Genomic DNA, 13,456 nt, shown 5'->3' with positions numbered 1-13,456 from the left:
GAAAAGTCTTTCTATTTCTTTGACAATCATAGGCATGTTAACGGTGCTAGTTGGTGTTTTCGTTTCAATTACCTATGGATTCATGGAATGGGAAGGGCTTCTCAAAGGGGGAAACATATAAGTGGCTTTCTTGTACCTGTGTTGAACATTTACAGGTTAAGAAAGAATCCATTATATGAAGGGATGTAATCGTGGACATTCTTCCTGCTTCACCATAAAACAGGCCTCCCATCGGGGGCCTGTTTTATGGTTCATTTATTAAAATTCTTGATAAGTGGCAGGATCCTGGTCTTTCATTCTGCCATTGGGCTGAGTTAATAGATTGATCCGATTCATGTCTTCTTCGGTCAGAGAAAAGTCGAAAATCGATAAATTTTCCTTTTGACGATGAGGGGAAGAAGACTTTGGAATAGCGACTGAACCAAGCTGGTAATGCCAGCGCATAATAACCTGGGACATCGTCTTTTCATATTGATCAGCAACGGATTGGATCACTTCATTGTCGAGGATGTTTTGAACGCGGGCCAATGGACTCCAGGACTGTGTTTGAATCTGTTTTTCCTGGTGATAGGCTCTTTGTTCCTCCTGGTTGAAAAATGGATGGAGCTCCACCTGATTCATGCTCGGTTTGATGCCTGTCTCTTGCTCCAGACGGTCCAAATGTTCGGGAAGGAAATTACATACCCCTATGGAGCGAATCAGCCCCCATTTTTGCGCATCGATCAACGCTTGCCATGCTTCCACATATAGATCTTCCTTTGGATTCGGCCAATGGATTAAGTAAAGGTCATAATAGTCCAGCTGGGCGCGGAACAGGGATTCCTGGATAGCCGTGACGGCTTTGTTGTATTCATGGTACCGGCCGGGTAGTTTGGATGTGATTCTTAAATCATTTCTTGGGGTGTGACTGCGGCGGATTCCTTCTCCGACCGTCGCTTCATTTTCATAATTATAGGCGGTATCGATCAACCGGTACCCCACGTCTATCGCACTTTGGATGGCGGAAGCTCCGCGGTTTCCGTTCAGGCGATAGGTTCCAAATCCTAAGGCAGGAATCGTAAGACCATCGTTTAGTTGAATTTCAGGGATTGATTGACTCATCAGGCATGCCCTCCTTTTTTGGCTCTTCTTCTGCAGGGGGAAGAAGTTCGTTCAGTTAATCATCTTAATAAAAGCATAAACATATACCCTTTTACCTTGACTATGGAACCGTAAACCAATGACAGCGTGTACATTGGAAATTTTTTAAAAAAGTTAATCGTCATCATAGATTGAGTGACTTCCCCTCCAGGTAAGACCAAAGGTTATGGTATAATAAAAGTATAAATATTCAGAAATGAATAATAATTCCATTGATAATGAAGAGGTTTTGCAAGAATTGTAGAAAGTATTCAATCATGAATAATGTGGGGGATTTCATGGAAGAATGGTCCGAATATAAAACACTTTTGCATTCACTGCAGGAAGATATCCTTGTCACCAATACAGATGGGACGATTGTCAAAGTGAGTGAAGCGACAGGAAAAGTCTATGACGTCCGCGCCGATGAGCTGCTCGGGAGATCGGTTTATGACTTGGAAAAAGAGGGATTATTTACGCCCCTGGCTACGCCTATGGTGATGGAATCTCTGGAACGGGTGACGTTCGTCCAAACCGTTGCCGACGGAAAAAAGCTGCTCGTGACAGGTTTGCCCGTCTTTGACGATGAGGGGGAACTCGTTCGAGTGGTCAGTTATTCTCATGATGTGACAGAACTCATGGAAATCAAAGCAGGTATGGAAGAAATGACGATCGAGATGGAACGTGTCCGTGACGAGTTGGACCGCTTGAAACAAGAGAAAGAAGAAACGTTTATCGGCAAAAGTGAAGAGATGCGCAAAGTTCTTGCGACCGCAAATCAGGTGGCAGGAGTGGATGCGAATGTCCTTCTTCTTGGAGAATCCGGGGTTGGGAAAACGGAGCTAGCAAGAAGGATCCACGAAAAGAGTAGTCGAACGGACGGACCTTTTATAGAAGTCAATTGCGGGGCCATCCCTGACGCTTTGTTTGAAGCTGAACTGTTCGGTTACGAAGGGGGATCTTTTACGGGAGCGACCAAAGGCGGGAAAAAGGGGTTCGCGGAACTAGCCCATAACGGGACGATGTTTTTGGATGAAATCGGTGAACTTTCCTTACAGAATCAAGTGAAGGTTTTGAAACTGATTCAGAAAAAGTCTTTTTATCCCGTCGGAGGGCGCGAAGAAGTTCAATCCGACTTCCGATTGATCAGTGCAACGAACAAGGAACTGGATCACGCGGTCGATCATAAGGAGTTTCGGGAGGACCTTTATTTTCGGTTGAATGTCGTACCGATCACGATTCCTCCTTTGAGAGAACGTAAAGATGACATCACACCACTCATCCATACCTTTTTGAATCATTTCGCTGCCCGTTACAAACGAAAGCGAGTGTTGAGCAGAGAAGTCATGCACGATTTGAATACATACGAGTGGCGTGGCAATGTAAGAGAACTCATCAATTTATTAGAGCGCTTAGTGGTGACTTCTCCTAATCCAGTGATCTACCCGGTCGATTTACCCGAAGGATATCGTAAAAGGGGAGAGGCTTATTCAAAAATGAATAATTTTGATGAAACATTAGCCGAAACTCTAAATCGAGTGGAAAAAGAAAGACTTGAACGAGCAAAAGAAAAATTCAGGACGACCACGAAGATGGCGGAGGCTTTAGGGATCAGTCAACCTACAGTAGTCAGAAAACTTAAAAAATACAGAATAAAATGAAAGGTTGGCATGTTTCTTGCAATATAAAGGGTGAGGGATGAAAAATTTCCTTTGCCTTTTTTATTACTTTTATAAGGAGTGGAATACATGGAAGTGAAACAGACGGACGACTTTGAGAAGGACTATAGGGAATCAAGGCCGGACAGCTATCGAACCAAAAGGAACTTCCTTTGGTTCATCATTCCTTCGTTATTGGGCGTATTTTTATTCTTATTCCCAATCCCATATGGAGGGAAAATTACGATCGGTGTTGGTGTTCTCGCAGAAACGGTACAGGCATACTTAGAGCCCGTTCTACCAGGGTTGATGACTGGTATTTTAGTTGTATCCGCCATTGTCCCGATTTTTGCAAAAGCATTTCAGCCTTCAGTGATCATGAACCGTCCATTTATGAAACAGCTTTTTTATATTCATCCTTTCTGGTTGGTGACAAGAATCCTGGGAGCTGTATTTGCTCTTATGACGCTTTTTGCAATCGGTCCAGCTGTCATCACGTCTGAAGTGACAGGGGGGAACGATGCTCTATGCCCTTGTCCCGGTACTAGCTGCCTGGTTCCTATTTGCAGGGGTTTTGATGCCGTTACTCATGCAGTTCGGTCTGATGGATTTTATCGGCACCATGCTCCGCCGCGTGATGAGACCGGTGTTCAAGCTGCCTGGACGTTCTTCCATCGATGCGCTCGCTTCCTGGGATGGGAGCGGGGACAGTTGGTGTCCTCATTACCACACAGCAATACGAAGAGGGTTACTATACGAAGCGAGAAGCCTCGATCATTGCCACAAACTTTTCCATTAATTCGATTGCTTTCAGTTTGGTCGTGATCAGTTTTATCGGACTGGAAGAATATTTTGTTCCTTTCTATCTGACTGTCGTTGTCGCAGGATTGGTAGCCGCGTTTATTTGTCCCCGCATTCCTCCTTTATCCAGAAAGGCGGATACCTATTATGAAGGGACAGGCATGAGAATTTCTGAAGACACCCCTGAGGGAGTTTCCAATTTCCAATGGGGAGTGGAAAAAGCGCTCCACAAAGCCTCAGAAGTGAAGAGTTTGAAGGAAGTTGGGAAACAAGGGGCACAAACGGTTCTTGATATTTATTTCGCCTTGATCCCACTAGTGATGGCACTTGGAACCGTAGCCTTAATCATTGCGGAATTCACACCATTTTTCACCTATTTGTCGATGCCGATCGTTCCTCTCCTCCAATGGATGGGAATTCCTGAAGCTGGCCAAGCGGCCCCTGCCATGCTCGTCGGGTTCGCTGACATGTTCCTGCCGGCTGTCATCGGTTCGGGTATTGAAAGTGAATTGACACGCTTTGTAATCGCCGCTGTATCGTTGACGCAGTTGATTTACATGTCTGAGATCGGTGTTCTCCTCGTCAAATCAAAAATACCGATTTCTGTTTTAGAACTGGCCGTCATATTCCTGCAAAGGACTGTCATTACTCTGCCGATTATTGTTGTGATTGCCCATTTCATATTTTAAATAGCATGTACGAACCAAAGATAGAGAAGGGGATGGAAAAATGAAACCGACATTCGATCAATTGTACACACGTTTACCAGACTTGCTCGCACCCAGCATGGCGAAAGATCATCCCAATTTACCGGTTGTGAAAGAGGAAGGCTGCTATTACTATGGAGCCGATGGGAAAGAGTATTTGGACTTCACTTCCGGCATCGCCGTAGCCAATACCGGGCACCGGCATCCGAAGGTCGTGGAAGCGATTAAGGAAGGGGTGGACCAGCTCATGCATGGGCCTTCAGGGGTCATCATGTATGATTCGATCCTGCGTGTCGCGGATCGGCTGCAGGGAATCCTACCCGGAAACCTGGATTGTTTCTTTTTTGCTAACAGTGGAACAGAAGCCATTGAAGGGGCACTGAAGCTAGCGAAATATGTAACGAAACGACCTTATGTCGTTTCCTTTACCGGTTGTTTTCATGGTCGTTCGTTAGGAGCTCTCGGTGTCAGTACTTCCAAAAGTAAGTATCGCAGATTTTTACAGCCCAATGGTCTGACTTACCAGGTTCCTTATGCTGATCCGAAGAGCTGTCCGGAGGGGGAAGATCCTGCTGTTTATTGTGTGGATCAACTGGAAAAGGATGTTGAAATGCTGTTCGACCATCAAGTGACCCCGGAAGAGGTGGCGTGTATGATCGTGGAGCCGGTTCTTGGGGAAGGAGGGTACATCATTCCTCCGAAAGAGTGGCTTCAAAAAGTACGCGACATTTGTGATCAGCATGGGATCCTGTTGATTTTTGATGAAGTGCAGACCGGGTTTGGACGAACGGGAGAATGGTTTGCTGCTCAAACGTTCGGCGTAACCCCGGACATCATGGCGATTGCCAAAGGCATTGCATCAGGCATGCCGCTCAGTGCTACGGTGGCTTCGAAAGAATTGATGAGCCAGTGGCCGATGGGAACGCATGGAACGACTTTCGGCGGTAATCCGCTCGCCTGCTCAGCAGCACTAGCCACGCTTGACGTCATAGAAGAAGAGAACCTGTTGAAAAACACGAGAACACTTGGTGCTTATGCCGTAGATCGTTTGGAGGAGTTGAGGAAAAAACACCGGGTCATCGGCGATATTCGCGGTGTCGGACTTATGATTGGCATTGAAATTGTCGATCCCGTGACCGGACAACCAGATGGGGCCGGGATGATGCGTGTCCTTGATTTGTCTCTTGAAAAAGGGGTGTTGTTTTACCTTTGTGGAAAGCACCATGAAGTCATTCGGATGATTCCGCCACTTGTTGTATCTCAAGAAGAGATCGATCGGGGGCTGGCCGTCTTTGAAGAAGCTGTTGAGGAGTATGAAAAAAGTTTAGCGGTACGAGGTTAAGGTGCGAATCGGACCAAAAGGGTGATGATTCGTGGCAAAGAGGGTGGCGAATCGCACCAAGAAGTCGATTGAGCTGTCCAACAAGATTATAATGAAAAGCGCAGATCTCCTATAGCTAGGAGATCTGCGCTTTTTTAATGAATCATCTAAAAGGTTAAACGCACCTAAATCGATAATTAAGTATTTATAAATGATATATTTTTATTGATAAACGATAAATGTGGAGGTATGATGGAAAAAGATATTAGGAAATGAGGTGCTTTTATGGAACGTGGATCGACTCTCTTTTTGAAAGTGGCGGTCATCTTGATTGGTCTGCCTGTTCTTGCGTTGTGTATATTTTTTGTTCCTAAGTTTGCTGACTATACAGGCGTGCTGCTGTCTGATTTTCCAATCATTGAACCGGTCGTTTTCATTTATATGTATGTAACCGCTATCCCTTTTTACATGGCGCTTTATCAAGCGTTTAAGCTTCTGAACTATATTGACAGGAACCAGGCGTTCTCAGACTTGTCGGTCAAAGCACTGAGGGTGGTCAAATTTTGTGCCATCACCATCAGCGTCCTTTACGTTGTACTGATGCCGGTGATCTATACGGTCGCTGAAATTGATGATGCTCCGGGACTGATTATGATTGGGATGGTCATCATCTTCGCTTCTACAGTCATTGCCGTTTTTGCTGCTGTCCTGGAGAGGCTTTTACAAGAAGCGATAACCATCAAATCTGAAAATGATCTAACGGTCTGAGGTGATCAACATGGCGATTATTATCAACATTGATGTAATGCTTGCGAAAAGGAAAATGAGCGTAACCGAGCTTTCGGAGAAGGTCGGAATTACAATGGCGAATCTCTCTATTTTGAAAAATGGCAAGGCGAAGGCCGTCCGCTTTTCAACCTTGGAAGCGATTTGTAAAGCGCTGGACTGTCAGCCTGGGGACATCTTGGAATATCAGGAAGACGAAGAGTAGGAGGGGTCGGATGCGAGCAGTGAAACAACTCTTACATTTTGGTTGGCAGCAGGCGTGGTCCTGTTTGTTTCCTGTCGTTATTTTCGCTTCTTTGGCAATCACCAAATGGGTGCCACTGCCTTTTTTGCCGAGGTATGACTGGCTGCTGATCATCTGCCTGCTGATGCAGTGGTGGATGGTGCGGTCTGGACTTGAAACACGGGATGAATTAAAAGTCATATCATTGTTTCACGTCATCGGGCTTGCACTCGAACTGTTCAAGGTTCATATGGGTTCCTGGTCTTATCCGGGAGAAGGATATTCAAAAGTTTTCGGCGTCCCATTATACAGCGGGTTCATGTATGCGAGTGTGGCGAGTTATCTCTGCCAGGCCTGGAGAAGACTTGAGGTGGAGCTCGTGCGTTGGCCATCTTCCTGGCTCGTCGTTCCTCTGGCATCTGCTATTTATTTGAATTTTTTCACCCACCATTATTGGATCGACATCCGCTGGTGGTTATCAGCGCTCGTGATTCTCGTTTTTTGGAACGCCTGGGTCCACTACGAGGTCAACGGTACACGTTACCGGATGCCGCTCGCGCTTTCGTTCGTTCTGATCGGCTTCTTTATCTGGATCGCAGAAAATATCGCGACTTATTTCAGCGCATGGGAATACCCGAATCAGGCGGATGCGTGGAGTCTTGTGCATTTAGGAAAAGTGAGTTCGTGGCTGTTATTAGTAATTGTGAGTTTTCTTATTGTAGCGACTTTGAAGCGAGTAAAGAAAGGTTCTCCTGAGAGAGCTGGACTCGGAGGAGAGGAAAAAATCTCAAATGTACAAAATCGTAATGAAAATGGAAAGTTATATTTGTGAAGTTGTCCTCGAAGTAAGCCGGGCGTTCCTTTCATTTCGTTACAGGGTTGGAATTTAAGAATAATACGCTTTTGCTGTCCCCTTAACAGGCTTTACTTTTATCAGCTTTGTTTCTGCACATTTTTTGGAAGGATTGTCTAAGATGTAAGCATAAGGAAGCGGCTGGATGAACCAGCCGTTTATTTGTCTATTAAAAAGTAAAAATGAGGAAAGTTTATGAATCTTGGGTTTCATCTATATGTAAGACGAACAGGTCCATCGATTCGTTTATTGTAAATGATGCGTAAATTCAGAATTCGCTCCCTCCATTTATGGTACGTTGAGAATTGTGAGAAAAAATGAATGGGGGATGGAAACGTGAAGAGATGGAAGCCGGGATTTATTGCTGTACTTATTTTTGTATTAGGATGGACGAGCATTCCTGTCGGGCATGTAACTGAGGCTGCAGGAGCAAATGATGTGGTCATAAGTGAAGTAGCCTGGATGGGAACGAATGTGAGTTATAACGACGAATGGATTGAACTGTACAACCCGACTGGTGGAGATCTTTCACTGGAAGGCTGGACGCTGAACGCAACGGACGGATCGCCTGTAATTTCATTAACAGGTACGATTCCTGCTGGAGGCTATTATTTACTTGAACGTACGGACGATTCTACTGTTACGTCTGTAGATGCCGACTTGATTTACACAGGTTCCATGAGTAACTCCGGTGAGGTGCTTGAGCTGAGTGATGGGACACAAGTCATTGATTCTGTTGACGCCTGGTATGCTGGTGATAACAACAGTAAAGCTACGATGGAACGCATCGACCCACAATCAGTGGGGACGGATGCTTCGAATTGGCGTACAGCGACGGATACATATGCAGAAGGACTTGGAACGCCCTCTGCAAACTCTTCATCCGCTTCAGAAGGATGTTCAACAAAGACTGAACAATTGAACAATGTGAGCGAGTCTGCTGGAAGCATCAATGTATACTTCAACAAATGTGCACATGATGACTATGCGACCTCTGGAAACGAAGCGAATTATAACGTGAACTTGGAAGATCGCCTGATCAACCGAATCAATCAGGCGACGACGTCGATCGATCTTGCCACCTATGAAATCAACTTACCTGGCATCATTGATGCTCTAATGGCAAAAGCTGCTGAAGGGGTCGATGTACGCGTGATCGCAGATGCGAAAGACGGCAGTGATCCTCATTATACAGAGCGTTATCAAACGATGCGTTTGTATGTGGAAAAATTGGTGCGTGGACAGGACAATGTCATCGGAACAAGCGATGATACGACGGTGTTTTCTGATTCCATCATGTTTGCTGTGGAAGACCAGGCGCTTCGGGAACAGTACGGGCTTCCTACTTCGACAAACGGGATGCAGGAAGTGACCGTGCAAGTCGGAAGTGGCACAGAAACGGGATATAAACTTGCCGATGCCGAACAAAAAGAAGAAGGCAGCTATTACTCGCCGGGACAGCAGATGCACAATAAATTCGCTGTCATCGATGGAACATGGGTATTCACAGGAAGCTGGAATTTCACCGTAACCGGTTTATATGGATCAGAGGAAAACATGCAGAATGATGTCCTTGGAGGTAACACCCAACACGTAGTGGAATTGAATTCAACAGCCCTCGCTGATGTTTTCAAAACCGAATTTGATGAAATGTGGGGAAGTGCGACTTTGAACCCTGATCCAGCTGTTTCGAATTATCATGGGCGAAAAGTGGACAACACGCTTCATACCGTGGACGTTGGTGGAAATGAAGTGGATGTGTACTTTTCTGCAGGTGATGATGCCGTAGGACAAATGACTTCCTATGTGAAAAATGAAGCGGATTACAGCAGTTACTTTTCTATTTTCGCCTGGAGTGATCAGGCCCTTGTCGACGAATTGAAGTACAAGTGGGAAGGTTCATACAATGACCTGGAAGGTAGTTTGACAGGCTTTGATGTGCGAGGTGTATTTGATCAAAGCTTCTGGAACCAATGGTGGTCTGCTTCGATTGAAATGACGGGCCGTACCGCAAGCCAATCTTCAACGAACAACCCTAATGTCCGATGGAATCATGCCGCCCCTGTTTATGAGGATGCGGAAGATCGTAAAATGCATGCCAAAACGATGTTGATTGATGCTACACATCCGTCCAGTGATCCGACCGCCATTGTCGGCTCTACAAATTGGAGCACAAACGGAAATGATATCAACGATGAAAACATGCTGTTTATCCATGATGAAAGAGTAACGAATCAATTTTTACAAGAATTTTATGCCCGGTATGAGGCAGCGGGAGGAGAGATTCCAACTCCTTAAATGAGAAGAGGTAAAGGTTCCCCAGCTTACACAAGCTGGGGAACCTTTTTATCATCGATCCTTTAAAACTCTGTTGTCCAGAAGGGTTCTCTTCCTAAATGATGACATCAACCCAGCTTTTTTTCATACAATATGTTGGGGTGAGTAAAATGGCGAGAGTGAAATATACGGATTCAGATGTAGCTTTGATGGCTCGGATGATGCGTGCAGAAGCTGTAGGGGAAGGGAAACAAGGGATGCTGTATGTCGGAAACGTTATTGTGAACCGTGCTGCAGCGGCCTGCCTGGACTTTGCGGATGTGAGGACGATTCGGGAAGTCATCTATCAGGTCCAGGGAGGAAATTATTCTTTTGAAGCCGTACAGAAAGGGAATCTTTTTTACAATCGGGCTCGATCAACAGAAAAAAGATTAGCCAAGAAGAATCTGGATTATTGGAGAATGCACCCGGCAAAATATGCCCTATGGTATTTCAATCCAAATGCCACATGCCCTCCTACATGGTACGGACAGCAGTTTACAGGGAGATATAAAAATCATTGCTATTATGAACCTGTAGCTGGAACATGTGCAAGTGTTTACGTTTAAGAAAGCTATCGTTCATACGGATAGAGAGAAAATTTGAAAAGCGCAGTCCTGCAAAGGGGTGCGCTTTTTCTGTGCCTCTTGAGTATTGTTAAGGGGTTTGAAATAATTGGATTCAGGTCCATTGTCTATCATGCTGAAGGGGATAGGGCATCGTGATTCTGTTTATAAGGAAAAGACAAGGGAAAAGAAGTTGATTACGAGTCGTTTTTGAATGGTTATGCGCTAGATCGCTCAAGGGTATAGCGTCGATATGCGTAAAAGTGGAAGTTGTGAAGGAGTGGGTTTAATGGAATTTGAATTCAGGCCGATCAAGATGGAAGATGTGAGGCAAATCGATTCATGGAATTACGATGGCTTTGTAGAAAAAGTGGTGATGAAGCCTTATTTTGATTCCTATAAGCAAACAGGAGAATTAAAAGGTCCTGGTGGCTGTGAGGGATATGCCGCTTTTCTCGACGAGGCAGTTGTTGGTCTGTTTGAATATCATGTAAACGGGGGCATCATGGAGATCGGATTGGCCTTGAGGCCTGATTTGATTGGAAAAGGTCTAGGTGCAACCTATGTAAAGCAGGGCATATCTTTTGGTATTCATCACTATGACCAAGACATGAATGAGGTACGGTTAGAGGTGGATGAACAAAATAAAGCAGCCATTCGTGTTTATGAAAAAATCGGGTTTAAGACAGTCGAGCAGAAAGATCGTGATATCGAGATGCGAATGGTCTTATAAGATTTTCTTATCCTGAAGCGGGCAAACCTACTAACAGTGGGTTTGCTTTTTTTGATGGGGAGAATGGGAACCTATCACAACACCCCATGGCACATTTTTCTTGCATGCATAGGATGCCATCTTTGATAGTATGGTTCTAGAGAAAAGGAGCCATGAACATGGATACGTTTGTATTCATTCTCAAATACTTGATGCAAGGGTCCATCATAGTTAGAGATGCCCTGCTCATTTACTGGTTTCAGTACAAAGAAGAAGGAAAAAGATGGTGGGAAAGAATAACATGACTGAGCTTGATCATGATCATAAAAATAAAAAAGGTAAATTTCGTAGATTTTTAGATGGTTGGCTGGAAGGATGCGTGGGAGTGGGATGTCTTTTCCCTCTCCTTACTTGTGCGTCTTTATCGGCAGTGTCCCTATGGATCTTTTAATATCATAGATGAAAGGGATAAAAAGGATGAACGTAAGCAGCGTTCATCCTTTTTTAATGATTTCTGATCGTGAGACCTCTCTAATTTTCCTGGCAATTGCATGAGGGCATTCCAGGCACTTCGCCGCTTGATGGCTCCAGTCTTTTTTGGTTGCACTGCTGCTCCAAGGTGTTCAACAATAATCCTTCCACAATCCTTGACTCTGGCGTCGAGTATTGAGGGTCGACATAATTCTTTTCTTCTAGCGGGTCTGTCGTAAGGTTATAGAGTTCATATTGAGACGGAACAGGTTCTGTTTTTGTTGTGGTTACACAGCAGGAGCATTGTATGTCATCTTCTACCTCCATGGCCTTTCCTTTCTTCTGCAACGTATCACTACACCTAGGGTCACTCCAGAATTGGGGGTTGTCGTAATAGCGGGCGAACTTCCACGTTTCTTCCTCGTGATTCTTCCCGGTTTTGATTTTTGTAATGACGGCTTCAATGTGATTCGGCTGCACAACGGATTCATAAGGGATCCCGGCTGCAGTCGTCTGATTCAGCCCTTTGGTAATGTCGTCATCACTCATAAAATAGAGAGGTTCGTTGGCTCTGAAAAAGTGAGACCTTCCTTTGATCAGAGGGGTCAAATCCCTTCCGACCAGGGGTTGGGCTTCGTTGTGGGAGCGGCTCAATTTCTCTCGGATTTGACCTGCATCGATCCCAGCAAGTCCGAGCATCGTAGGCAGAAGATCGACATGGCTCGTTAACATGTCTGTCTGCTCTGTTTGGGAGAAAAGTTTCTTGCTATGGATCATAAGCGGGACGTGAATGGATTCTTCGTACATGTTATACCATTTTTGATGAAGGCCGCCGTGGGCTCCAAGCAATTCTCCATGGTCCGATGTGAAAATGACGATGGTATCTTCATAAAAGGAAGATTTCTGCAGAGCTCGAAAGACTCTGTGCATGTCTTCGTCCGCCTGCTTTTGCAGACTGTAGTAGAGTTTGCGATAAAAGGGCTGGTCGATGATGGGCTGCAACGCTTGTGGATACGTTATTCGATAACTTTCCTGCGCATCTGGTTTCGTTGAAAGAGATTCTTGCTGAGTAGGTGCCGGCGGGATTTGGGGTAGTGTTGGATCGATATTGAATTGGAACGCTGGTGAAAGAGCAGTCAGAATCCCATACAGTGCGATATCATGCGGATTGACGAAGGAACACATGATGAACCAGGGCGAATCTTTTTCACTGGGCTGTTTCTCCAGATCCTGGATCAGCTCGATGGTTTCAGTAGCATAAACCTCATCCCGTCCACTGGTTCCGAGAGCTGCCGAAGAGCCGGAATTACGCGGATTCGATCCGTGGGGTTCAGGTCCAATCCACCCGGAAAATCCGAAGCGGCCTAATCGGTCTGCATCCTCGTAAATTTTCTCCTTTTGTCTATTAGGCACTCCTGTGTTCGGGTCATAGCTTGGAAAGGCATTTTTGGTCCCGGGTACTAATATGTCCTCATCGGAGGCGTGCCATTTTCCTTTCCAATACGTCTGATAACCAGCTGCACGGAAATAATCCCCGATGGTCGGTACTGTGTTTGGATCGAGCCAGAAAACATCCGGATCAAACGGTCCTTTCGCTACTCCGGTGGTTTGTGTTACTCCGTGAAGCGAAGGGTATTGGCCGGTGTAAAGCGTAGCCCGACTGGGAGAGCAGGCGGTACTTCCGGCATAGTGACTCAAAAACTCCATCCCATTCTTACGTAATAAGTTCTGGGTCACTAAATTTTCTTTCCGCCATTCTCTCAATTCCTTTGTTTCGTACACAGATGGATACCTTTACTGGTCGACCATCAAAACAAGGATGTTCGGCCGCTTCTTTTTCTCCATATCTACCACCCCTTCATTCTAAGACCGTGTATTGTTCTAAATATATGTGGATGAAAGGATTTTATTTGGCCCGAAACC

Annotated in this window: 11 protein-coding genes and 1 pseudogene; 10 read left to right on the top strand and 2 right to left on the bottom strand. The window is 45.3% G+C overall.

Annotated features, from left to right (window positions below; all coding sequences use genetic code 11):
- Positions 1–258: 258 nt before the first annotated feature.
- The gene (locus LC065_RS17780; RefSeq protein WP_226588502.1) at positions 259–1,101 is read right to left on the bottom strand and encodes an aldo/keto reductase; all 843 of its coding nucleotides are present in this window, start codon (positions 1,099–1,101) and stop codon (positions 259–261) included.
- Positions 1,102–1,418: 317 nt separating this feature from the next.
- Between LC065_RS17780 and LC065_RS17775 the strand changes: the two genes are divergently transcribed.
- The 10 genes and pseudogenes from LC065_RS17775 to LC065_RS17730 all read left to right on the top strand — a co-directional run bounded on the left by LC065_RS17775 (position 1,419) and on the right by LC065_RS17730 (position 11,367).
- Positions 1,419–2,780, top strand: coding sequence for a sigma-54 interaction domain-containing protein (locus tag LC065_RS17775; protein WP_226588503.1), 1,362 nt, complete (start codon positions 1,419–1,421; stop codon positions 2,778–2,780).
- A gap of 87 nt (positions 2,781–2,867) precedes the next feature.
- Positions 2,868–4,267 (top strand): annotated as a pseudogene (locus LC065_RS17770) (YjiH family protein).
- 40 nt (positions 4,268–4,307) lie between these two features.
- Positions 4,308–5,627, top strand: a complete 1,320-nt coding sequence (locus LC065_RS17765; RefSeq protein WP_306163600.1) for an aspartate aminotransferase family protein — start codon at positions 4,308–4,310, stop codon at positions 5,625–5,627.
- Between the two features lie 264 nt (positions 5,628–5,891).
- Positions 5,892–6,374: a DUF2975 domain-containing protein gene (locus LC065_RS17760; RefSeq protein WP_226588509.1), complete on the top strand. Its 483-nt coding sequence runs from the start codon at positions 5,892–5,894 to the stop codon at positions 6,372–6,374.
- 10 nt (positions 6,375–6,384) lie between these two features.
- On the top strand, positions 6,385–6,597 hold the full coding sequence (locus tag LC065_RS17755) for a helix-turn-helix domain-containing protein (RefSeq protein WP_226588511.1): 213 nt from the start codon (positions 6,385–6,387) through the stop codon (positions 6,595–6,597).
- 10 nt (positions 6,598–6,607) lie between these two features.
- On the top strand, positions 6,608–7,447 hold the full coding sequence (locus LC065_RS17750) for a DUF817 domain-containing protein (RefSeq protein WP_226588513.1): 840 nt from the start codon (positions 6,608–6,610) through the stop codon (positions 7,445–7,447).
- 357 nt (positions 7,448–7,804) lie between these two features.
- Positions 7,805–9,766 (top strand): phospholipase D-like domain-containing protein, encoded by a 1,962-nt coding sequence (locus tag LC065_RS17745; RefSeq protein ID WP_226588515.1) that lies wholly within the window; start codon positions 7,805–7,807, stop codon positions 9,764–9,766.
- Between the two features lie 149 nt (positions 9,767–9,915).
- A complete protein-coding gene (locus LC065_RS17740; protein ID WP_226588517.1) occupies positions 9,916–10,353 on the top strand; it encodes a cell wall hydrolase in 438 nt (145 codons plus the stop codon).
- A gap of 286 nt (positions 10,354–10,639) precedes the next feature.
- Positions 10,640–11,083, top strand: a complete 444-nt coding sequence (locus LC065_RS17735; protein WP_226588519.1) for a GNAT family N-acetyltransferase — start codon at positions 10,640–10,642, stop codon at positions 11,081–11,083.
- Positions 11,084–11,241: 158 nt separating this feature from the next.
- The gene (locus tag LC065_RS17730) at positions 11,242–11,367 is read left to right on the top strand and encodes a hypothetical protein (protein ID WP_264187662.1); all 126 of its coding nucleotides are present in this window, start codon (positions 11,242–11,244) and stop codon (positions 11,365–11,367) included.
- A gap of 226 nt (positions 11,368–11,593) precedes the next feature.
- Here the strand turns inward: LC065_RS17730 and LC065_RS17725 are convergent, their stop codons facing one another.
- On the bottom strand, positions 11,594–13,315 hold the full coding sequence (locus tag LC065_RS17725) for a sulfatase-like hydrolase/transferase (protein ID WP_306163599.1): 1,722 nt from the start codon (positions 13,313–13,315) through the stop codon (positions 11,594–11,596).
- Positions 13,316–13,456 lie beyond the last annotated feature (141 nt).

It is taken from the genome of Halobacillus litoralis, assembly GCF_020524085.2.
GTDB lineage: Bacteria > Bacillota > Bacilli > Bacillales > Halobacillaceae > Halobacillus > Halobacillus litoralis_E.
Note: the sequence above shows the minus strand (reverse complement) of the source record. Positions and strands in the feature narration are given on the sequence as shown.